This window comes from Alteromonas gracilis, assembly GCF_043642145.1.
Lineage (GTDB): Bacteria > Pseudomonadota > Gammaproteobacteria > Enterobacterales > Alteromonadaceae > Alteromonas > Alteromonas gracilis_B.
This window is the reverse complement of sequence record NZ_JBHZRZ010000004.1, coordinates 337,000-360,043: the sequence shown is the minus strand read 5'-3', so window position 1 is coordinate 360,043 and position 23,044 is coordinate 337,000. Positions and strand designations below refer to the sequence as shown.

Annotated in this window: 20 protein-coding genes; 5 read left to right on the top strand and 15 right to left on the bottom strand. The window is 45.1% G+C overall.

Annotation, left to right across the window (positions count from 1 at the left end; genetic code table 11):
* Nucleotides 1-204: 204 nt before the first annotated feature.
* Genes ACHUFN_RS10980 through ACHUFN_RS10970 form a run of 3 tightly spaced genes read right to left on the bottom strand, consistent with a single transcriptional unit; the run spans nt 205 to nt 2,300 of the window.
* Nucleotides 205-1,206 (bottom strand): DUF4097 family beta strand repeat-containing protein, encoded by a 1,002-nt coding sequence (locus ACHUFN_RS10980; RefSeq protein WP_394222423.1) that lies wholly within the window; start codon nt 1,204-1,206, stop codon nt 205-207.
* A 13-nt stretch (nt 1,207-1,219) separates the two neighbouring features.
* Entirely contained in the window at nt 1,220-1,732 is a 513-nt protein-coding gene (locus ACHUFN_RS10975; RefSeq protein WP_394222490.1) for a hypothetical protein, read from the bottom strand.
* The gene (locus ACHUFN_RS10970; protein WP_394222422.1) at nt 1,725-2,300 is read right to left on the bottom strand and encodes an RNA polymerase sigma factor; all 576 of its coding nucleotides are present in this window, start codon (nt 2,298-2,300) and stop codon (nt 1,725-1,727) included. Before ACHUFN_RS10970 ends, ACHUFN_RS10975 begins: the two co-directional genes overlap by 8 nt.
* Nucleotides 2,301-2,411: 111 nt before the next feature.
* Between ACHUFN_RS10970 and ACHUFN_RS10965 the strand changes: the two genes are divergently transcribed.
* A complete protein-coding gene (locus ACHUFN_RS10965) occupies nt 2,412-3,068 on the top strand; it encodes an MOSC domain-containing protein (RefSeq protein ID WP_394222421.1) in 657 nt (218 codons plus the stop codon).
* Between the two features lie 524 nt (nt 3,069-3,592).
* Here ACHUFN_RS10965 and ACHUFN_RS10960 read toward each other — a convergent pair.
* The 6 genes from ACHUFN_RS10960 to rpsF form a co-directional block, all read right to left on the bottom strand.
* A complete protein-coding gene (locus ACHUFN_RS10960) occupies nt 3,593-4,720 on the bottom strand; it encodes an MBL fold metallo-hydrolase (protein WP_394222420.1) in 1,128 nt (375 codons plus the stop codon).
* 303 nt (nt 4,721-5,023) lie between these two features.
* Complete coding sequence (locus ACHUFN_RS10955; RefSeq protein WP_394222419.1) at nt 5,024-6,112, bottom strand: efflux RND transporter periplasmic adaptor subunit; 1,089 nt, start codon at nt 6,110-6,112, stop codon at nt 5,024-5,026.
* 13 nt (nt 6,113-6,125) lie between these two features.
* Nucleotides 6,126-9,278: an efflux RND transporter permease subunit gene (locus ACHUFN_RS10950; RefSeq protein WP_394222418.1), complete on the bottom strand. Its 3,153-nt coding sequence runs from the start codon at nt 9,276-9,278 to the stop codon at nt 6,126-6,128.
* A 371-nt stretch (nt 9,279-9,649) separates the two neighbouring features.
* Nucleotides 9,650-10,102, bottom strand: coding sequence for a 50S ribosomal protein L9 (gene rplI, locus ACHUFN_RS10945; RefSeq protein ID WP_394222417.1), 453 nt, complete (start codon nt 10,100-10,102; stop codon nt 9,650-9,652).
* 26 nt (nt 10,103-10,128) lie between these two features.
* Nucleotides 10,129-10,356, bottom strand: a complete 228-nt coding sequence (gene rpsR / locus ACHUFN_RS10940) for a 30S ribosomal protein S18 (protein ID WP_012519954.1) — start codon at nt 10,354-10,356, stop codon at nt 10,129-10,131.
* 11 nt (nt 10,357-10,367) lie between these two features.
* Nucleotides 10,368-10,769, bottom strand: coding sequence for a 30S ribosomal protein S6 (rpsF, locus tag ACHUFN_RS10935; RefSeq protein WP_014951120.1), 402 nt, complete (start codon nt 10,767-10,769; stop codon nt 10,368-10,370).
* Between the two features lie 246 nt (nt 10,770-11,015).
* Between rpsF and ACHUFN_RS10930 the strand changes: the two genes are divergently transcribed.
* The 3 genes from ACHUFN_RS10930 (at nt 11,016) to ACHUFN_RS10920 (ending at nt 13,622) form a co-directional block, all read left to right on the top strand.
* Entirely contained in the window at nt 11,016-11,303 is a 288-nt protein-coding gene (locus tag ACHUFN_RS10930) for a YebG family protein (protein WP_394222416.1), read from the top strand.
* A gap of 223 nt (nt 11,304-11,526) precedes the next feature.
* Nucleotides 11,527-12,291, top strand: coding sequence for an ABC transporter ATP-binding protein (locus tag ACHUFN_RS10925; RefSeq protein ID WP_394222415.1), 765 nt, complete (start codon nt 11,527-11,529; stop codon nt 12,289-12,291).
* Nucleotides 12,291-13,622: an ABC transporter permease gene (locus ACHUFN_RS10920; protein ID WP_394222414.1), complete on the top strand. Its 1,332-nt coding sequence runs from the start codon at nt 12,291-12,293 to the stop codon at nt 13,620-13,622. The genes ACHUFN_RS10925 and ACHUFN_RS10920 overlap by 1 nt, the downstream gene beginning before the upstream one ends.
* 102 nt (nt 13,623-13,724) lie before the next feature.
* Here the strand turns inward: ACHUFN_RS10920 and ACHUFN_RS10915 are convergent, their stop codons facing one another.
* The 3 genes from ACHUFN_RS10915 to ACHUFN_RS10905 all read right to left on the bottom strand — a co-directional run bounded on the left by ACHUFN_RS10915 (nt 13,725) and on the right by ACHUFN_RS10905 (nt 18,216).
* Complete coding sequence (locus tag ACHUFN_RS10915; RefSeq protein WP_394222413.1) at nt 13,725-15,308, bottom strand: methyl-accepting chemotaxis protein; 1,584 nt, start codon at nt 15,306-15,308, stop codon at nt 13,725-13,727.
* 587 nt (nt 15,309-15,895) lie between these two features.
* Complete coding sequence (locus ACHUFN_RS10910) at nt 15,896-16,978, bottom strand: methyl-accepting chemotaxis protein (RefSeq protein WP_394222412.1); 1,083 nt, start codon at nt 16,976-16,978, stop codon at nt 15,896-15,898.
* A 233-nt stretch (nt 16,979-17,211) separates the two neighbouring features.
* Nucleotides 17,212-18,216: a YeiH family protein gene (locus ACHUFN_RS10905; protein ID WP_394222411.1), complete on the bottom strand. Its 1,005-nt coding sequence runs from the start codon at nt 18,214-18,216 to the stop codon at nt 17,212-17,214.
* Between the two features lie 258 nt (nt 18,217-18,474).
* Here ACHUFN_RS10905 and ACHUFN_RS10900 point away from each other — a divergent pair, with 258 nt between their 5' ends.
* Entirely contained in the window at nt 18,475-19,227 is a 753-nt protein-coding gene (locus ACHUFN_RS10900; protein ID WP_394222409.1) for a TSUP family transporter, read from the top strand.
* A gap of 211 nt (nt 19,228-19,438) precedes the next feature.
* On the opposite strand, the gene ACHUFN_RS10895 is transcribed toward ACHUFN_RS10900, so the two are convergent.
* From ACHUFN_RS10895 to ACHUFN_RS10885, 3 genes are all read right to left on the bottom strand, one after another.
* A complete protein-coding gene (locus ACHUFN_RS10895; protein WP_394222408.1) occupies nt 19,439-20,416 on the bottom strand; it encodes a cation diffusion facilitator family transporter in 978 nt (325 codons plus the stop codon).
* Nucleotides 20,417-20,514: 98 nt separating this feature from the next.
* The gene (locus tag ACHUFN_RS10890; RefSeq protein ID WP_394222407.1) at nt 20,515-21,999 is read right to left on the bottom strand and encodes a tryptophan halogenase family protein; all 1,485 of its coding nucleotides are present in this window, start codon (nt 21,997-21,999) and stop codon (nt 20,515-20,517) included.
* Between the two features lie 14 nt (nt 22,000-22,013).
* Entirely contained in the window at nt 22,014-23,042 is a 1,029-nt protein-coding gene (locus tag ACHUFN_RS10885; RefSeq protein ID WP_394222406.1) for a cupin-like domain-containing protein, read from the bottom strand.
* Nucleotides 23,043-23,044: the final 2 nt, after the last annotated feature.

Below are 23,044 nucleotides of genomic sequence, written 5' to 3'. Positions count from 1 at the left end.
ATCAACTGACTTATCACTGCAATGTTGACCGACTAGCGCACAATTTCGTTCTCTATAAACGTTAAATTGCGCCGTTTTAGCGACCAAACAAAAAAGCTGCAACTACGTGCAGCTTTTTTAAGAATTACCACATGCCTAATTAATAAATGTGGTCTAAATGGCATTTTTCAACCTAAACGCTCAATTGCGTTGTCTATAGCTTATTCACTTTTGGTCTATTTCAATGCGACCGTGCACGGTTGAGATGTCCACATTTGCTGCTCCACCATTGTGGATGAAGCGCAGCCATCTGCCTGGACCATACTTAGGCTTTTGCGCCTTTTCATCACTAACGTTGTTTACAATATTACCGCCTGCATGGGTTTCTATATCAAACTGTGCAGAAACACCGTCTTGAAATACAAATTCCATTGCTCCACCCACAGAATTCGCTTTTACGCTGCCGTTTTTATTAAGGCCTAAGCGTGCGTAAGTGCGTCCATTAACGGTGTTAATCTGCAATGCGTCGACCGCTTGTAATGCAACATCTATTCGGCCATTAACGGTTTCTACTGACACATCTGGGCTATTAGAGGTAATAGATAACTTACCATTCACAGAAGCAAAACTAACAGGAGTATCTCCTTCGTGCGATGCTTCAATTTCGCCATTCACCGTTTCCGCTTCTAATCGGCCTCTAACGTTTTCTAACATTATATCGCCATTCACCGACTCAACTTCAACGCGCTCACCAACATCTTTTAGCGTGACATCACCGTTTACCACTTCCACATCTACTGCTTTGGTAATGCCCTGAGCAACGATATCGGCATTGACAGCGGTGTAGTGAAGGTCACTCTCAGCAGGTACATATATAACTAAGTCGTCACCATCTCGACTTTTCTGGTACCAGCTTTTCGATTGACGTTTCACTTCAACGTGAATCACCACTACATCGCCACGTCTTTCAAAGATAAACTCTTCGGTTTGATCGCCCAATTCACCCGTAACTCGAACCTGTGATTTGTCCCATACTCTAATGTCAGCGTTACCATCAATATGTTCAATATCGATTTTTGGCGACGACGACGTATCAATAGTTTTATCTACTTTTTCTCCAGCAAAGGCTGCTGTGGTCATAGTGAGTAGCACGGCCGGTAGCAACACCTTTGCTGTTAAAGCGCGCTTAAGCGTGTGCGAACATGCATTTTTATTATCTGTAGTCATAGTTATACCCTTCTTAAATTTGCTGCCACTTTGGCGCGTGCACTCGCTCAATTAAGGCAATTTGCTGTTGATATACGTGATGCAGCATTTTGATTAATGCTGAGTTATCTGGATCGTCTTTCAGCGCAGCTTTAATAACATCTGCTGCGTCATCTAATTCTTTTAACTGTTCTTGCCAATCTTGCGTCAAAGCGGGTGTGCTTTCGTAGCTTGCAAGCAAACTGTTTACTTGCTGTTTTTGTTGCGTGCTCATGGCATCAATAAGCGCATAGCTATCGCTTCGACTTTCATCAGGTTTAAAAGCTAATGGGGCAGACAGCCACAGCACAGTTACTAAACACACACTTGCCGCTATCGCCATCCACTGCCTTGGTGTAACCTTCGATGATGATTCTTGCTCTTCTGCGCTTACGCTCTGCTGCGACGCAATACCTAGCTCGATACCACGCCAAAGATCACGCTCAGGCTGCTTTTCTTTATCAAGCCCAGAAATATGTTGAGCAAGCTTGTCGTCAAAATTACTCATCATTGACCCCCATAAAATCTTTCAATAATTGCTTAGCGCGAAAAAACTGCGCTTTGCTTGAGCCAACGGCCATATTTAACATGCTGGCTATGTCTTCATGTCGGTAACCTTCAAGCGCGTGCAGTACAAACACCATACGAGCCCTTTCAGGTAGACGGACAACTAATGCTTCTAAATCTATGTCTGTGCTATTTTGTTCAGCGGGCATTTCATTAATACCACTGCTTTCCAAGTTAAACATGCGCTGCACCCATCCTTTCTGCTTGCGTATGTAAGAAATAGTAATGTTCGCTGTAACGCTGTGTAACCATGTGGAAAACTGGCTTTGCCCGTCGAAGTTATCTAGCTTCTTCCACAGCTGTATAAAAACTTCTTGCGACGCGTCCTCTGCCATTCCCTTTTCACCTGTAAGCCGATAACACAACGCATAAACTCGACCGATATGCGTATCATAGAGCGACCTAAACGCTTGTTTATCGCCCCCTTTCGCTCTGGATATCAGTTCGTTTTCGCCTTTGTTACCAAACACCACATTGGCGTGTACAACACGTTGTTGTGTGTGTTCCATTCTTTTCTCTTTGTTATTTGTGGTGCTGATTAGCACTTGTTAGTGTTATAAGGTTAGTCGTACCCTATAGTAGAAAGGTTTAAATGCACAAAATTTTTTTTCGGAGATACCATGTCTAGCACCTTTACTGTTAATGCTCTGTTCGCTGGAAAACCGCAGCCGCTAGGTCCTCGTGGAGCACCTAGTAGCATTGTAAAAAGCGCTGTTGATTCATTAACGGTACATATAGACTGTACCGAAGAAGACGAGCAGGCCAACAAACGTCTTCACGGCGGCCCCGAAAAAGTGCTGCATCAATTCAATCCAACCAACTACCTAACGTTAAGAAAACATTTCCCAGAAGGGGATTTTTCATCAGGTAGCATTGGTGAAAACATTAGTGTGGACGGCATGGATGATGCCACCGTTTATATTGGCGATATCTGGAAGTTCGGTGACGTAGAGTTGCAAGTGAGTGCGCCGCGCGCGCCCTGCAATAAAATATCTCAACGTTTCGACATTCCCAATTTAGACCGATTTGTTGGCGAGCGTGGTATCACTGGCTGGTATTATCGCGTTGTCAAAACAGGAAAAATTAACGTTGGCGACCCAGTAACCCTGCTTCATCGCGAAGATAATACCGTAAATGTACACACACTGATGCAGTGCGCTCATACTAAAACTGACAGTGCCTTAGCAGACATGCTTGCTAAACTTGACGTACTTGATGATGAATGGCGCGAAAAATGCCGTAAAATTTCAAATAAAGCGAATAGTGGGAATAGGTAGCACCGTCGTACTCGTCATTAAAGCGATGAGATTCGTTGTCAAAAAGTGGGGTGACTTCATTTTCTAAACGACGGAGAATAGGCGCGAGCTTCGAGGGAGTATTCACATAAACCCAAAGCGCACACCTGTTTGAGTTACAAGAGACGTAATACCCCACCTCTTCTTCCGTATAAGACTGGAAGATTTGATTAAGTGCGCTATGCATTAAAGAATGCTGATAGGACTCAGAAAGTTGGTATTCCACATTAATTGTGCAATTGTCTATGCAGGTATTGTAAGGGGCAGGTTTTTGTAAGGGTTTCTCGTTAAGAAGGTAAGCCCACACCCCAAGATAACCACAGCAAACAACCGATAAGGCAATAAAAGCGACGCTTTTTAGTTCAGACATCTTCAATCCTTGAAAAATGACACCAGTACTTATGTGGGTAAAGAATAACCACACTGATGAAACTAGGCAAGTTAATTGATAAGCCAATCAATAAAAAGCGAAACAGCTGGTAAGCGGCCTAAGTAAAAACCACCCACTAAAATGACATGCTGTCGCCTTCATTCATGATAAGCCATGGCATAGATGGGTTAAGCTGTGCCTTCATGTGCAATAAACGAAACAGCGCCGAATGTGATGACTTATCTCCCATCATCCACGTTGCGTTTCCATAGCCCCAAGGTACCACCGCTTTGCAGCCCAAGTCCCTAGCAGCAATAATTGCATCCTCAGGAGTAGTATGTACTTTTCGATACCACCTTGGTGATGACTCGCTGAAGTAAGACGCGATAGGCAACAGACAAACATCAATCTCACCGAAACGCGCTTTAATATCTTTAAAGTGAGGGGAATAGCCGGTATCACCAGCGAAAAACAGCGTACTACCTTCATGTTCAAATATCCAGCCGCCCCATAGTGTCTCATCATTATCTTCATATAAATATGGCACCCAAATACGGCTGCTAAAATGATGCGCTGGCACAAAATGCACCGTGGTTTTCCCAATGCTAGAACTGGCATACCAGGCCATTTCATTTATGGTATATCCATCATCTGGAAAGTGTTCTGCAAACCCCAAAGGAACCAAATACGAAGGTTTAGGCCCTAACTCAGCAATATCAGCTTTATTGAAATGATCGTAATGGATATGGGAATACACCACCGCATCAGTCTGGGCAAGCTTTTCCTCACTAACGGCCGCTGGTGCGTTACGGTTAAAGCCTTCTGATAATCGAAAAGCCCAGTTCACGGGCCAATCAAACTGGCCAAACACTGGGTCGATAAGTACTTGCTCACCACTTGCTGTGTTTAGGATGAAGCTCGCGTGCCCTAGCCATTTTATTGAAAAGCCTGTGTTTAGCGTAACCTCTGGATTCTTGCCTATGAACAGACAATCTTGCATCTCACCTTCACAATCAATGTCAGGAGAAGCGGGGTAACAATTCTCTTCACAGGTAACAGGATAAGCTTTAAAGCCGTCATACAAATTGCTGAATCTGCCCTCATAGCCAGGTTCATCCGTAAATTTAACAACAGATTGTTCACCATTAATTTGGGTAACATGATTGGGTGTGGCGCACCCTGTAATAATGCTTGCTGCAATTGCCACTGACGTTAAAGGCACTACAACTACTTTCACCCATCCTTTCAAACTGCTTGTCATCATTACCTTCAAGATTAGCTTTACTTCCTGCTTATCGATTTATTTGTGCGTGCTGTGTGTAGCCATGCAAAGTGCGGGTGTTCCAAAAATCTTGGTCTTTACCAACATTACTCTTTAACACTTTGCATAACTTTTACGTTAAGCAGGCATTGCGAGTACTTTTACAATGATGCCTATTGTAGAACGTGAATAAATGAGTGCCACATAGAATTTGTAACAATTATGTCTAAGAAAGACGTTTCATAACCTGTAACTAACACCAATGTGTATAGCGAGTCTCTCTTAACAAATTGCTCCTCAATTCGCCTAATTCTTTGCTGTTAATGAATCGGGCGTGTTGTTGTACCGCACTTTCTGCCCTGCGCGTAATCGCTCAGCCCCTCTTACCACTACAGAACGCTTGGGGTTTACCTTACCAAATACTTCAATTCTATCGCCCATTCCAACGCCTGTGGTCACTTTGACTTGTTCGGCTTCATTGTTCTCGTTAAGTTGATAGATAAAGGTGCCCGACTTTCTAAGCACTAATGCATCGCGAGGAATGGTTACACCATCGTGCGTATCGCTACTAGGTAAAGCCACTCTTACTGCGCTGCCGATAGGAAAATCACCCGGGTTAATCGCAATTCTAAGCTCCATCATTCTAGATATACTGTTACCCACAGGCACAATGGCACGAATGGACTCTTCCACTTGGTTTACATTGTTGTGAACGCTCACATTCATGCCATTTTCAATATACGGCAGCACGTTTAACGGCGCTCTAACTTGCACTTCAACGCTATCAGGATTAACCACGCGAAGTAAGGTTTGCCCCACTCCTGTGTATTCCCCCGGCGACTGCAGCCTATCAACCACCAACGCCGTAAACGGCGCGCGAATGCTGCTTTGGGCAATTTGATACTCTGTGAATTCCAAGTCTAATTTGGCTTGTGCAAGCTCTTGCTTGGCGTTTTCTAAATCAGCTTCGACTTCCTCTAGCTCACCTCTGGACGTGTTTTGTTTAGCCTGTAAGTCTTGATAACGCGCTAAACGCTTTGTGAAAAGCTCAACCTGAGACTGCCATCTAGCCACATTTGACGCATTTTGATTACGGGTTATAACTAAACGCGTATCGTCAACTTTTACCAAAGGCTCACCGGCTTCAACCACATCGCCCACATCGGCCATCCATGTAATTCTGCCATCAACTTCAGAAGCAAGATTTGCATCAATTGCACTTAGCACCGTTCCAGGAACCCAAGTCAATTGAGATATTGCCTGCTCCCTCGCCTCGTCAATTTGCACCAACACCGGCGGCGGCTGGTTTTCTTCTTGTGCGTATGCACTTAGCGAAGCACTGGTTGTGAGTAAGGCACAAAAACTAAAGGCTATGGTGGAAGTAATTGCTTTCATGGTTATTTTTTCCTTACACATGGTCGTTATATTTATTTTGTTTCGCGGTTGGCGATGTGATTGGCGGGGCAATAGACGATTCAATCTTCGATAAAGTAGATTTTGCCGCAGAACGTGTTGCCGTCATGCGCAATAAAGTAGGCAATAGCAGTAAAGTGAATATGGTACTTACCGTCATTCCCCCCACAATAACGGCGGCTAGGCCGCGATAGATGACACTGCCAGCACCGGGTAATAGCAGTAATGGCAACATACCGAATATAGAAGTTAACGTGCTCATAAAGATAGGGCGTAAGCGAAGCGTAATAGCTTGCTCAACTGCCTCATCTCTAGACATCCCTTTTTGTTCTCCCAGTCGTGTTTGGTGAACCAACAAGATGGCATTATTTACAACAAGGCCTAGCAAAATAATAAAGCCAATCATGGTCAATAAGTCCATTGGCTGGAACGTGAAAGTATTCATGATGCGAATGGCTATCACACCACCGACTGTGGCCAAAGGAATTGAAAGTACTACGAGCACACTGTCTTTTAACGATTTAAACAGCCCTGCCATTAAAAGTAGTAACAACACCATGGCGAATAGGAAATTGTCAGCCATTGACGCAATAGCACCTTTAAGGCTATCTGCGCTACCGCCGTAGTTGATGGCGCCGTCGGTAGGCATCATTGCCATAATCGTTGGCTCAACTTCAGACGTGATCACCTCCATGGCTTCTTCAAGGCTCATGCCCTCGGGTGGATTAACATTAAGCGTTAATGTGCGACGTCCATCAATACGCTGTATTCGGCTTGGACCCACGGCGCGTTCAATTCCCACTAGCTCACCCAGTTGAACGACTTCGCCTGACGGCGTCATCACAGGTGTACTGTTTAAGTCTTCAGGGGTGTACCAAGGCGCAGAGCGGAAAATGATATTCATACGCTTGGTGCCATCGAAGTACTCGCCCACGTACATTCCATCGCCCATGGCACGAACTAAATTCCCCATGCTTCCTCTGTTTAACCCTACTTCCATCATGCGACTGTCGTTAGGGTAAAAGCGCAGCTCTGGTTCGGCTTGCTCTAAAGGAGGGTTCGAGCGTGCGTTGGCATTAGGGAATACTTCTCGTAACTTGTCTAACCCTGCCTGTGCAGCAATGCCAAGCATAGTCTGGTCGGTGCCTTGAAGATGAATATCAATCGACCGGCCGTTACCGAAGCCCCCAAATAAATTACCTTGCTGCGAGAAAGTTTGCGTATCCGGTAAATCTTTCAAGATTTCATCGCGCACAATAGTTTCAAGTTCTTTAACCTTGGACTGATCTTTAACGCGTACGCCCAACGTTCCGCCATTAGGCCAAGTAATAATGTAGTAATTCTTAAGTGCAGGCTGCTTTTCGCCATCCATGTACGGCTTTAGGCGCTCTACAATTATTGGCATCACTTCTTCGCTGATGAAGTTCTCGCTGGCACCGGCAGGTAAACTTAAAAAGGCATCCACTGCGTCGCGCTTTACAGGGGGAAGGTAATCCATTGAGGGCATAAGCAAAACGCTACCCGTAATAGGTACACCCATAAGCGTTATCACAAGAACAATGCGGCGAAGCGGTGTGCTAGAAAGCGACATAATTGTTCGAGTTATCTTGGCCCATACCCGCTGTAGGCTGTCTTTTGGCATGGAACCGCTAAGGTAGCGAGCAGCGACAACAGGTAATACGGTTACAGCGACAATTAACGACATGCACACCGCAATAGCAATGGTAAGTGCAAGGTCTGCAAAAAGCTGTCCTTCAACATCTTCTAAGAACATGACGGGAATAAATATGGCGACGGTTGTTGCCGTTGAAGCCATTAGCGCACCAAACACTTCTTTGGTACCGCGGTGCGCGCTATCCTCAATGCTGCCTTCTTTGTCTTGTGAACTATTTCGGGTTCGAACAATATTCTCAAGCACCACTATGGCTGCATCTAACACCATACCTACTGCAAAGGCTAGGCCTGCCAGTGAAATGATGTTTAACGAGCGCCCGGTAAGTTGAAGAACCACAAAGGTGCTGAGTAACGAGATAGGAATAGCGAGCGCAACAATCAGCGTAGCGCGTAACTGACGCATAAACAGCCACAAGACAGCGATGGCAAGTATGACACCAATAAACAGATTACTGGTAACCAGTTGAACTGCTCTGTAAATAAACACCGACGCATCAAAACTTTGCGCCATCACAAGCTGCTCTGGTGCTAAGTCTCGCTCGTTTATCTGCGCTACCTTGTCTTTTACGGCTTCCAGCGTAGCTAAGACATTCGCGTTATTTTGTCTGTCTACACGAATAGAGATTGCTGGGTTGCCGTTTTGCACGCTGTAATTAGCGCCATCCGCGCGGGTAATCTTTATCTCGGCAATATCATTTAACGTAATAGGGCTGCCGTCTCGCCATTCAAGAATCATTTCGCCCATTTGAGTAGGATCGTAGCGACCTTCAAAACGCAGGGTGTAGCGTCTTCTCCCCACATCCACAAAACCGCCAGAAATATCATTAGCACGACCCAGCTCATTGGCCACCGCCGTTAAGTCGATACCTAATTGTGCGGCTTTGAATGGATCGAAGACAATTTGAAACTCTTCTACACCACCAACACCGCTTTCCATACGCGCTCTTGCAACGCCTGGAATCGATTCAAGCTGTGGCTTAATAACATCGGTAAAAAAGGTAACGTATGTGTTTATTTCGTTGGGGTTACCAGGTAGACGCTGTAGAAAGAAGTAGGTCAGTGCAGGCGCATCACCGCCGCTTCCTGCCAGCATAATATTAGGCGACAGGGCGTCGCGAGGTAACGGCGGTACCCGATTCATGCGGCTGATCACTTCAATTAGCGTTTTCTGCATATCGGTTTCAAGACCAAACTCTAGGTTAATCCACGCTCCGCCTTGGTTTGCCCATGCATTCATCGACTCAAGACCAGGAATGCCTTGCAGCACTTCCTCTTGTGGCTCGATAATCTCTGACTCTATCTCTTGAGGAGACGCAGCGCGCCACGATGTCTGAATATTAATATTCGGTCGTTCAATATCGGGAAATAGCTGCACAGGTAAATTAAACAGGCTATATAAACCCAGAAATACCAGCAGCGTTATTCCAATACCCACCCCGGTCGCGTTTTTTATTGCTTGCTTTGTAATGTCCATAATATGGCACTTATGCTTTTTATTGTCTGGTCTACTATAGGTCGCACGAGTGACAGAAAAAGTTTAAAGCCACGACAATAAGATTTTCAGCGATTATTAACATTTCGTTTATAAAGCGTTTAAAAAACGTTATTTATCGCAGATGAATGGACTTGAAAAATGGGTTATTTGTCGGCGTTGGACATATTTAGTTACACCAATATATAAATAAGCATCGCGAGAGTGAATAAGGTTAAAGGCATTTACGCGCTGAAAAATAGGGCGATATGGAGAGTGAGTACAGTGGGGTAGAAGTAAATTTCGATATCAGATAGGAAACTTTAAGCAAAAAAAAGCCGCTCATTGAGCGGCTTTTTCAAATACGTCAGCGATTACGCTTCAGCAATGATGATCACTTTGATTGAAGTGATAACGTCAGAGTGAAGTTGTAAGTCGATGTCATACTCACCAGTTTCACGAAGAGTACCAGTAGGTAGTTTAACTTCTGCTTTTTGTACTTCAACGCCAGCTGCAGTGATTGCATCAGCGATATCACGAGTACCAACAGAGCCAAATAGTTTACCTTCGTCACCAGCAGGCGCTGCGATTGTAACTTCAGCAAGCTCAGCAATTTTCTCAGCGCGTGCGTTAGCAGCAGCTAGTTGCTCAGCAATTTTCGCTTCAAGCTCAGCACGACGTGCTTCGAACTTTTCAACGTTGTCTTTAGTTGCAGGAACCGCTTTACCCTGTGGGAAAAGGAAGTTACGAGCGTAACCAGACTTAACAGTCACTTGGTCGCCCAGGCCGCCAAGGTTGGCGATTTTATCTAGTAGGATGATATTCATCTTAGCTAACCCTTATATTCGCCAAATTACTTGTGTGAATCAGTGTACGGAAGCAACGCAAGGAAACGTGCGCGCTTGATCGCAGAAGACAGCTGACGCTGATATTTTGCGCTTGTACCAGTAATACGGCTAGGGACAATTTTACCGCTCTCAGTGATGTAGTTCTTAAGAGTAGCGATATCTTTGTAATCAATCTCAGTCACACCTTCTGCAGTGAAACGGCAGAACTTACGACGTCTGAAAAAACGAGCCATGGGTGATCTCCTTAAGCGTTGTCTTCAGTGGTTTCAGTTTTCTTTTCCGCGCGATCTTGGCGAGGAGCAGAATCGTCACGACGCTCACGACGAGGCTCTTCTTTCATCATTGGAGAAGGCTCAGTCACAGCAGTCTTAGTGCGCATTACCATGTTACGTAGGATCACGTCGTTGAAACGGAAAGCATTTTCCAATTCATCAACAGCTTCTGCAGATGCTTCAGCATTGATTAGTACGTAGTGGGCTTTGTGCAGCTTTTCAATTGGGTAAGCCAGTTGACGACGGCCCCAATCTTCTAAACGATGAATCTGACCACCGTCTTGCTTTAGGATTGTGGTATAACGCTCGATCATACCAGGTACTTGTTCACTCTGATCAGGGTGAACCATAAATACGATTTCGTAATGACGCATTATAGCTCCTTACGGTTGTAGCCTCGACAGTACAGCCGACTGTATGGAGACAAGGAACGAATTGGGATGGCTGTAAGGGCGCGCATTATACGCAGCTGTTGCTAATTGCACAAGCATTAATCACCTTTAAAACAGCGCGTTGCCCTTCCCTCGATTTATAAACTCGAACTTATAATTAAAATACTGTTTATTTATACAGTAAATTACTGTACAGTTTTTTTGTCTTTAATAAACAGGGGACCTACCATGGCCATTACCACACAGTATGTTGTTACGCACAAAGGGGTAGAAAAATTGGTAACTACCGACAAAAAAGAAGCCGATCAGTACGACAAAATGCTCGACGCAGCAGACAACCTTGCCGACTACATTCTTGCAAAAGGCGTCAAATTAGATGACAGCGTGGTAGAAGAACTCACGATTATGCTGTCTAAAAACAAAGATAAAATTAGCAAAATTTTTAAAGGTGCTACGGCAGAAAGCGTACTAGAAGACGAAAGCGCAGAAGTTGTAAAACTACAGGCTAACGGCTGATTGTTTAAACGCACCCCTTATTTACGTCGATGTGATTCATATTTAGCAAGAGCAACTGCCGCTTTGAAATGATGAGATCTGATAACATAGCTATACGAAGCAGTGTTATTTGATAACATAACTTTAAAGCGGTAATTTTTTCTTACTTGGTTTTTAGCTGGGTGAACAGACGGGTTACCTTTGCTAATGTGAATAAAAGACGTAAACACAGGTCGGGCGTAGCGTGAGTACAATCAATAACAACAACACTCCATCGCAGTTAAAAACTGCCATAGAAGTAAGCAATTTACAGTTTTCATACGCTAAGGAAAGCGCCCCCGTTATAGACATTGCAAGCTGGCAAGTGTCTCAAGGCGAGCATGTTTTTCTTTCAGGCCCTTCAGGTAGCGGAAAGAGCACGCTCCTGAATTTACTGTGCGGCACGCTCACACCAACCCGCGGCAGCATAGCCTTACTTGAGCAGCCTTTTTCCTCTTTATCGAATAGGCAGCGAGACAAGTTTAGGGCACGCAACATCGGCGTTGTATTCCAACAGTTTAACCTGATCCCTTATCTTTCCGTTGCGCAAAACATTAATGCCGCGGCTTATTTTGCCAGTGCCGACACAAGTAAGAAGGATAACGATGCCAAAATTCACCATTTATTAGACAGGCTTCAGTTACCTTCCCAAGTATTACATGCAAAAGCCGATGCACTCAGTATTGGACAACAGCAGCGCGTCGCCATAGCACGAGCACTTATTAATGACCCACAGCTGTTAGTAGTCGATGAGCCAACCTCGGCGCTAGACACAGATGCACGCGATAGCTTTATGTCGCTGTTAAAAGAAGTGGCAGCGCAAAGCACGATGATCTTTGTAAGCCACGATAAAGCGATGGAGAGCTACTTCGACCGCCACTGTAGTATTAATGATTTAAACCAAAGTTCGAATATAGAACAAGCAGACTCTAAATACGCCACAGCTGAACAAGCGCAAGGGAGAGGGTAATGCTAAGTACTATTGCCATAGAAAGCTTAAAGCGCAGAAAAACAACCGCATTGCTTACACTGCTCAGCATCACCATTAGCATTAGTTTGCTTCTATGTGTGGACATTATTCGAAGCCAAGTAAAGACCAGTTTTACGCGCACGGTTTCAGGTGTGGACCTAATTGTTGGCGCCCCAAGTGGCCAGCTAAACCTGCTATTGTCGTCGGTGTTTAACATAGGCACGCCAACAAAGGGAATTGAGTACAAAAGTATTGCATCGCTTAAATCTAATAAGCAGGTCTCGTGGATAATTCCCCTTTCATTGGGTGATACCCATAGAGGCTTTAGAGTTGTTGGCACCACCAACAGCTTTTTCGACCACTTTAAATACGGTGATATGCAGTCACTTGAACTGTCGGCAGGGACAGCCTTCGCTCAGCCTTTATCCACGGTAGTAGGCGCAGATATTGCGGCGTCGCTAGGCTACAAGGTAGGCGATAAGATAGTAATTTCCCACGGGTTAGGTAGTGTCTCGTTTAACAACCACGATGATCATCCTTTCACTATTTCGGGCGTTTTAGAGAAAACCGGTACTCCCGCAGATAAGGCTGTGTATGTCACTTTACAGGGGTTAGAAGAGGCGCACACTGGCCCAAAGCAACTGCGTACGTCAATGCTAGGCCGAAAGGCTAGCGATAAAAAAGACCATGAGCATGAGCATGAGCATGAGCATGAGCATGAGCATGAGCATGACGAAGATACCGCAGAACATCCAGCTTACAACAGCGAAGCGTTTACGCCTGAGTCAGTGTCTGTTGTGATGCTGGGCCTCAAACATCGCGTTACTGCACTGCAATTACAGTATCAAATAAACCAAAGTAAAAAAGAGCCCTTAATGGCTATACTGCCGGGCATGGCGCTTGCTGAGCTTTGGCAAATTATGGGGAACGTAGAAGCCTTGCTGCTGGGCCTTTCGGGCCTAATAGTTATTTGTGCGCTTATTGGCCTAGCTACCATGCTTTTAGCAACCATGCGAGAACGCTATCAAGAAATTGCGGTATTGCGCACTATAGGCGCAGGCCCCTTTACCTTGCTCTTGCTTATACAAATTGAAGCCATGCTGCTTGCCATCGTTAGTGCTGGGTTAAGTGTTGGGTTAGTGGCTGGAATAATGAACGCACTTAAACCTTGGTTAAGCAGTAGCTACGGTCTTTTCTTAAGTAGCCCGCTGTTCGGTCAAAGCAGCGTTATAATTATTGTGCTGATATTAGGGTGTACTTATTTAGTTTCGCTATTCCCAGCCGTTGCCGCATACAAACGAGCTCTGCATGCGGGGCTTAATACGAACTAATCAAGACCTAGGCCTATAGTGCTGTTTCGGGTTCAAAAGGCTTGTATCAAACCCACTGAAAAAGCACCGATAGGCAATTGCCTTCTGCTTACAGGGAGAGTATTACTCTCCCACTCGTTTATCAGTGCTGAAACGTAAAATAAGCTCGTGCACCTGATTTACTGTAGAGCGTAAATCATGACTTGCCGCTAGCGATGCTTCTGATGAACGCTGGGTTTCAGACGCGCCGTCGGCCACTTCTACCAACTGTTGGTTTATGTGCTCAGCCACTGTACTTTGCTCTTCAACGGCAGATGACATTTCAACCGTGGCATCCGCGATACCCTTAACAGCATTATTTATTTCAAACAGTGCACCCCGCGTTTCTTCTACAATGGCACTGCCGTGCTCAGCTGAGGCTAGACCTTCTGTCGAAACTCGTACTGCGCGGTCAGAGCGCTCAGCTAATTCAGTAATAATATTGTGAATTTTATCGGTAGATTCACGGGTTTTAGATGCCAGTGTACGCACCTCATCGGCAACCACGGCGAACCCTCTTCCCTGCTCTCCCGCTCTTGCCGCTTCAATTGCCGCGTTCAAAGCAAGCAGGTTTGTTTGCTCGGCAATCGTTGAGATAATATTGGCGGCTTCACCAATATCACTGGTCGATTGAGCAAGCTCGGTCACAGTGGTGGAGATTGACTCAACGGCTTCACGAAGTGCCACAATCGCCTGCATAGCCTGCTCTGCTTTTTGATTGCCTGTTTCTACATTTGAGGCTGCCGTTTTTGCACTTTTCGCGTTACTTTCTACGCGTTCCGCGACTTCCTGAATAGCTTGACTCATTTGTGTAACCGCAGAGGCTATTTGCTGAGTCGCCTGGTTTTGTTGAACCACTGCCGCGCTCGTATTTTCGGCTTGCTCATGCGTTGTATTTGCTATTTTTTCAAGACCTGATGAGGCGTCCTTAATTCGCGTAAGCGCCGTACGGTTTCGAGCAAGCTCACAGGCAAGCGCTAGTTTCACTTGGCTAATGTGCGTAGCGTCTGGGAAATATGTAAGCGCAACTGTTTCGTTAGCGTAACTTTCCGGGCTTATAGAAAGTACATCGCTCCAGTCTTTTTTTGACTTTACTTCTTGAGCAACCATTAAAACAATTGCTCCTAACAGTGTAATGCCAGCGGCCAAGGCACCGTGAGTCAGGCCAAGAGTGAGGACGGTTAAGGCACTGACTAAAATAGAAGGTGCCAAATGTGTCAGTGTCTTTGAAATACGAGCCGTTAAAGAAACGGCTGACTTACCCGCTTGCATTCTTGCATAAATACTCGATGCACGCTGTATCTCACCTTCTGACGCCGGGATGCGCACAGACTCATAGCCCACTATCGTTTTGTTTTCATAAACAGGGGTTACAAATGCCGACACCCAATAATGATCGCCATTTTTTCGTCTGTTTTTTACTACGCCTAACCAGCTTTTGCCTGATTCTAATGTGCGCCACATTTCTTTGAAAACTGGCGCAGGCATGTCAGGGTGGCGAATTAAATTGTGATTTTTGCCAATAAGCTCTTCGCGGCTATAACCACTTGTTTCTACGAATGCGCTATTGCAATGCTGTATAACACCGCGCCTATCTGTGGAAGAAATGAGGCGATGATGTTTAGGGAATTTATATTCTTTTTGGGTAACCGGCTGATTATTTCTCATCAGGGCCTTTCTCCATGTAAAAAAGCAGTCATCCGTTAGACAGTGAAAAAAATAAATCTCTTCTAAGACTAGAACATTAAAAAGCGCTGTCTAGGAGGAGCAAAAAATTAGCGAAAGACTATATTTTTTCAAACATTAAGAAAAGCACTTTATACTTTAGAATAATATACCAGGTGAATTACTTTGACAGCTTTAAACTCATTTGAGTGCTTGCGTAAGACGCGAATTTTTTGCTCGCCCCTTTTATAACAACCCTTTGCAAAGCCCTAATAAGAATTGAAGATCTTATGAACACCTTGCTATTGATAATGGTATCTATTGCGCGTAAAAAGTATTAAATTCAATACCTACACTTAAGCTTGCTTATTAACACTGTGCTTCCAAATTGATCGTTTGCAGAGACTTCATCGAGTCTGACGCGTTTTGTGACGCAGCAGCTTAACGCTAGTGAGGTTTTTAAGTGCAAGGAGCACTTTTGCATAGCTAAGTGAAGGGAAAGCAGCTTTTAAAATTTTATTGCAGGCGCTCAACAAAATTTGAGCGCCGCAGTGCACGTAGACTGTTTGCGATTGCTCGCAATTACTAGGTTAACCAACGAGTCGGTCAAGTAAAGTAAGTACTCGTTCGCTGGCTTGCTCCATTTCAATCAGTTTGGCGTCAGCTTCTGCATGATTGCCACTTTGCATGGCTTGCACAGCTTCAATACCGCAACGATGCACTTTAGCATGAGGGGCTTCAATTTCTCTAAACGTAGTTGTTTGGCCAATAGATTTATTTGCATTATCACTGTACCAATGACCCAAACGAGAGCTCGTGTGATCGCCAAGTTCAGACACAGACTTATTGCTATAACCGCATAGCGCTGCATAAATATCTGCTTTCCATACCACGTGATCAAGTTTTACGGTCTGAATAAACGTTGCAATGGCACCGTCGCTAATAGTCGACTTCATGCTTTCGCAGTGCTGCACCATAGCTTCGTAGCTACCGTTAAGCTGGTTGATGCCTGTTTCTAGCTGTTCATTATTACCACGTAGCTCGTTTACACCTGACACGGCTTTAGATGTGGACTGAATAATACCGTTAACAAGCTCAGACACTTCTGTCGCTGATTTATTGGTTTCGGTTGCCAGAGCACGAACTTCATCTGCAACAACGCTGAACCCTCGCCCTGCATCACCTGCACGCGCAGCTTCAATGGCGGCATTCAGTGCTAGTAAGTTAGTTTGGTCTGAAATACTGGTGATAGTAGTCACGAATTTATTGATATTGTCTGCTGTTGTCGATAGGCCAGAGATTCGCTCGCTCATGCTGCCCATTTGCACATTCAGTCCGCTCATATCTGAAACAATTTTGCTTAACGTAGCAGCCGAGTCGCTAAACAACTCGTTTATATTTGCCACCGATTGATTTTCAGCATCTATGCGCTCGTAGGTACTAAGTACCGTCTCACGTATACTTTCAAACTGACGCATTGAATCGACAATACACTTCATAACAACAGAATCGTTCGACGCGCCATGTTGACTGCTCGATGCTTCGATGGTGTTTAATAGATCGCTCTTTTCAGCTTCAAGGGCATCAATTTTCTCTAGCGCTTCTTGAACCCGTGTCTCTAGAAGGCGTACTTGTGATTCTTTTTCTTCGTATTTAGTGCGAGATACAAACATGTGTAATTACCGATATATTTTTTATAGAGATATTTTAATCAGAGTAACAGATATTTAGGCCACTTAACCATTAGTCTGAAGTAGCGTTCTAAAATGATTATCGGCAGGAAGCCAAAAAACTGATGCATTAAAATTCGATTGTTTATTTCAATCATAACTCTTGGGCAATAAATGTAATGCTAGCAGCACACGTTGCGAACGAGCATTACGCGCATACTGCAACATGCAAGTCACTACATCGTGTACAAATACCCAAGAATAACAAGGGCAATCCATAGCGTTTCTACCACAATCATCACAATTGGCAGTACACCGACCTCAGCGAGTTTGCCAAGGTTCGACTTCATTCCTATTGCCGTAATGGAAATTATCAAGAAGAAGCGCGAAACTTGCGTGCCTGCATCTACAATAAACTCAGGCAAAGTGACAAAACTATTGAGTAGCATCAACGCAATAAAACCCACTAAAAAAAGAGGCATTTTAGGCACTTGTGTACCATCGGGTTGGTTTTTGACTTTGTAGAAATGCCGAAAAACCATCATCATAGCCAGTACAACGGGCATCAGCATGGCCACCCGCACCAGTTTTGTAAGCGTTGCCATATCACCTGCGCTGTTTGACACAGAGTAACCCGCCCCTACCACTTGAGCCACGTCGTGAATAGTACCGCCCAAGAAGATGCCGGCTTCTGTGTCGTTCATGCCAAACTGCGCTACCACAATGGGATAAAGAACCATGGCAATGGTCGACATCGCGGTTACACCTATAACCGTGAGCAATGTGTCCCGTTCGTGGTTTTCACTTCTGGGGAGAATCGTGGAAATAGCGAGTGCCGCTGACGCCCCGCAAATAGCTACAGAGCCACCAGTTAGTGCACCAAAACGCTTTTGAAGACCAAACGCTTTAGCAAGACAAACGCCTAGCATTATTGTGGTAAGAATAGCCACTGCCAGCATAAGTGCCGTTTGCCACCCCAGAACGGCCAAATCGCCTAGTGCGATGCGAAGCCCAAGTAGCACCACTCCCACTCTAAGCAGGGTACTTGCCGAGAAATCAATGCCACAAGCGCAAGATGTTTCGTTTTGATACAAAAACGACACTGCCATGCCTAAAAGAAGTGCAAATAACATAGCCGGCGCATTGTAATGCTCGCTTAAAAAAAGTGCCGCCATACCTGTAATGGTAGCAACGCCCAATCCAGGCCAGATAATCTTACACCTTACCGCTAAGTCATTCATTTCTATTTATTGGCCAAATTAAACTCGCTAGGTAATATATCGCGTCGCTTCCATCTGCGCTCTACAATTCGCTGCTTTAATTTTTTGGCAACTGGTAGGAAACAGAGCTTAGTGGCAAACGTTGGACCGCTGAGTTTGTGATGGCATTCAGATTAAGACAGAAGCCATAACCTAAACGCTGAATTTTTTGTCATATCATAAATTAGAGTTGTAGCGCATTTTTGATATAAATCACATACATTGCAGGAATTAAACGAGATGCTTTTGGAAACACTGCTTCCCATGTTCGGGCTTTTAGGCCTTGCCACGTTATTGCAAACGTTAAGCGGGTTTGGTTTTGGCCTTATGGTTGTGTCGAGTTTCACCTTGTTTGGCATCTTACCTCTTACCGCCACTACATTTATGGTAAGTTTTTTAAGCCTGTTTAATTCTGTAAGCCTGGTAGCTAAAAATACAAATCAGATAAACAAGCGCGCGTTCACCGTGATATTGTTGAGCGGCATTCCCTTTATGGCCGTTGGATATGCGCTGTTGGAATACCTGTCTATGGGAATGGAAACCTGGCTAAACTTGCTGCTAGGCCTTGCAACTCTTAGCTGCTGTGGCCTGTTATTGGTAAAGCGCAAACGTGCAAAACCGTCGGGTCGCGCTTATGGTTTTTGTATTGCTGGCGCGTTAGGCGGGTTACTCGGCGGTCTTTTCTCTACTTTCGGCCCTCCCGTGGTGTTTCAGTGTTACCGCCAAACATGGCCAATCAACGAAATCCGAATTACGTTGCTCGCTGTGTTTAGCGTTACAGCACTTACACGTCTTGCCATCGTGCCTTTTGGCACACTACCATCGAAGGAAGTATTATTCTCGGCAGTTTTTGCTATTCCAGTCGTTCTCATCTTCACTCGACTTGGTCGTTTACTTGCAGCTCGCGTGCCTGCTGCATCGGTACGGTTACTGGCGTTAACCATGCTCGCGCTCAGCGGCGTTTCACTTATCATACAAAGCGCTATGGTTTGAACTTCTACATTCAACCGCAGCAAGATAAATTGCCATGACTGGCGAACTAGAACACTAATGACGTTTCTATAATCGTTTGAGGTAAAAGTTTGTTTCATTCTTTAAATGCAGATTGAAACCTAGTAACGAGCAACACGCTTTAAGTTAAAAGAGCGAGCAGGCGCCCCTCTTTTTTTTACAAATCACACGGTTTCAAGTGGGTGTTTATAGTTTATCTATATTCAACGTGCTCATGGTCGTGAGAGTGAGTGTGAGTGTGAAGATGGTCACTGTCATCTCTACATGGCTCACCGGGCAATTCGAATTCGATAGTAGTATGTGTAAGTCCAAACGGCGCAAGTCGCATTTGAACTTCTTCTTTTAATGAACGAAGCGTCTTATTGTCGAGTGCACAACTAATAACAACATGTGCAGTGAGTACATGCTGCTGTCCGTCAAGCGACCAAAAATGAACATGGTGAATTTCCTCAACATACTCCATAGCAAGTAGTGTACGACAGATAGCGTTGCGAGTTGCTATATCTGGCACAGCTTGTAGAAACAGTGACATGGTCTGAACTACGTACCGAATTACGTTTACCAATATGAACAGGGTAAACCCAATGGAGAGTATGGGATCAAGAATGGGCCATTCAACAAAGTGAAGTACAATAGCAACGACTAACACCGCCACCCACCCCATGGTGTCTTCAATTAAATGCCAATTGAGCACCTTCTCATTCATTGAGTGACCGCCGTGTAATTTATACGCAGCAAAGCCATTAACCATTATTCCAAGGATGGCTAACCCAATCATACCCTCTGTCATGGGCATTTCTGGATTAGATAAGCGGGGAATAGCCTCAGACAGCACCCAGATTGCGCCAATCACTAAGATAACCCCATTTATCATTGCGCCCATTAGACTTAAGCGCTTAAACCCATAGGTGTACTTCTCAGTAGACGCCTTGTGACCAAGCTTACTTAAACACCAGGCTAATCCGATTGAAAGCGAGTCACCTAAGTCGTGTACCGCGTCAGCCATTATTGCCACACTATTGGTAAGCCACCCACCAATGAATTCAATAATTGTAAAAACAAAATTGAGCCAAAATGCCCAGCCAATACGTGAAGAATCAGAGAAGTCCGTGCCTTCATGGTCACCGTGTAGATGACCTTGGTGGCTGGTATTGTGATGGTGGTGATGCATAGCGACAACTCTACAGTGTTTATATGTTGAGCTTAGCGCGATGGGTACGCAGGTGCGAATAAAATATTAGGCGCACCTGACTTACAGATTGAAAATAACTACTCGCAGAATCGGGTTATATAGTCTTGATGGGGAGGCAGTTTGGCAACCGTCTTCTCAATGCCCTGCTTAATACCATTGAGTAGGCTTTGTAGCTCTTGCCGGCTCATGGTATCAACAATGGGATGATAGCTTTCTGGCATTAACCCTTGTCCAATCATGACCTGCTGCCAAGAGTCATCAAACAATTCATTCCCCTCTCTAAATACGCGCCCCGTCTTCTTAAACAAATCAATGCGATGTTTAAGCGATGAAGGAATATCCATTTGACGACAATGACGCCAAAATGGCGTGTCCGTGCGGTTAGTCACGTGGTAATGCAAAATAATAAAGTCACGAATATGCTCTAAGTCGAAATCAGCTTGACGATTGAACTCGTCAATGTCTTCCTGCACAACCCCAGCGGTTGGAAACATGCGAAGAAAGCGCACGATCCCTTGCTGAATAAGGTGAATACTGGTCGACTCTAATGGCTCAAGAAAACCACTCGCCAGCCCAAGCGCAAGGCAGTTTCTGTTCCACTGTTTACGTCGTCTGCCTGTTCTAAAGTGAATCACACGAGGGTCATTTAACGGTTTGCCTTCCACATTACTCAACAGCTTCTCTACCACTTCTTCATCAGAAAAATAGTGACTGCAAAAAACCATGCCGTTGCCAACACGATTTTGTAAGGGAATTTTCCACTGCCACCCTGCTTCGTGGGCTGTGCAACGCGTGTAAGGTACTGGTTCACCAGTCGCCTCGGTTTGTACCGCTACTGCACTGTCGCACGGCAGCCAATGGGACCAATCTTCGTAACCTGTGTGTAATGCTTGCTCAATGAGTAGGCCTCTGAAACCTGTGCAGTCAATGAAGAAATCCCCTTCGACTGTTTCACCTGATGCCAACGTTAATGAGGTAATGAACCCATCGTTTTCTCGGGTGGTAACCGCTTTAATGGTCGAATCAATACGTCGAAGCCCTTCTTTTTCCGCCAAACTTCTAAGAAATGTCGCGTAACGACTCGCGTCGATATGGTAGGCGTAATTAAGACCGTTATTCGGTAAATGAGCAAATTTGTTGGCCTCTGCAGCTTGTCGTTCAAGACAGTAATCACCAAAATCTGTGGCGAGCCCTTCATTTAAGCCACGCAACCAAAAATGTTGAAATCCTGCTGCCCAACAGTCTTTTCCGGTCACACCGAACGCGTGCAGATAGGCGTGCTCTGCATCTCTCCAGTTTTCGAAGTTGATACCTAACTTGAATGTCGCATTGGTCGCAGCCATAAATTCCTGCTCATTTATTTTGAGCAGTTTATGGAAAAAAACGAGTGTTGGAATGGTGGCTTCGCCAACGCCCACGGTGCCGATTTCTGAACTTTCGATTAAGGTGACATCCACTTCTTTTCCCAGCAGCCTGGTAAAAGCAGCCGCAGCCATCCAGCCGGCAGTACCTCCTCCGGCAATCACTAAACGCTGTTTTCTTTTCGACTGTGTTGATTTCATGCCCAACCTCTAAATTAATACTTCAAATTATTAACCAGCCACGCTCTAAATTGGCGTGCGGTGTTTTCATCTATCTCGCCCAGCGGCCCTTGTTTCGACGGGGGTATGTGGTCAAAGCGTGCGGTATTGTCGTCGAAAACGTAATAGTCAAATAAGTCCCGCCATGCTTTTCGCTGGGGCGCGGGAAGCTGTTTTAACGTCAACAAAGCGTGATAAAGGATATTCTCAGAGCGCCCAATATAGGCTGCAATATCGCGCCACCAAAAATTGATAAGTAAATTTATCGACTCTGTGCCTTCGATGTGATGCCACCACATCGAGGGAATATAAAGCGCATCGCCAGGGCAAAGGTCAATGACCAACGCATTGCTTATCGCCTCTTTAAAGAGGGGGTACTTTTTGAAGTCAGGCTGATGAAAGTCAACCAAACTTATCGACTGCCCTGCAGGAGTAAAATGCAGAGGGCCAACATACAAATTTTTTGCTTGTGAAGGTGGAAACAAGGTTACACGCCGCTTGCCTGACGCCACGCAGATTAAATTATCGGGCGCATCATAATGCGCCGCTATTCTACTTTTATTGCCTATCCATAGGGTGCCAAGCGGGTCTAACGCATCTAACCCAATTTTATTGCCTGAAAGCAAGTTCGGCAGGCAGGTGTCAACTGTGGTCGACCCCACATAAAGCGTATCGGCCTCTGCGTTATTTTGCTCAGACAGAAGCTTGTCTAACGCCTTTTTGAAGGGCATTCTTGTGCGCGTAAAATTAAACCCAGACAGCGCGTCGTTGTAAAACATGCGGCCGTTTTCTTTGGCAGGTAGCTGTATTGCATCCACCACCGTACCTTTGTCGTAGCCAGCTAGATAACGGCAAAGTGCATCATTACCTAACTGTGCCGCCTTTACCAATGGCCACTCAGCGACAAGTTGTCGGATGGTAAGTGGTTTGTCGCACTCGCTTAATAATGCTGTTAAGCCTTTGTCGAGTAACAAAGAATCGTCTGCATTTATCATGTCGGGCGCGGGGCAATCGTGTTGCCACATAT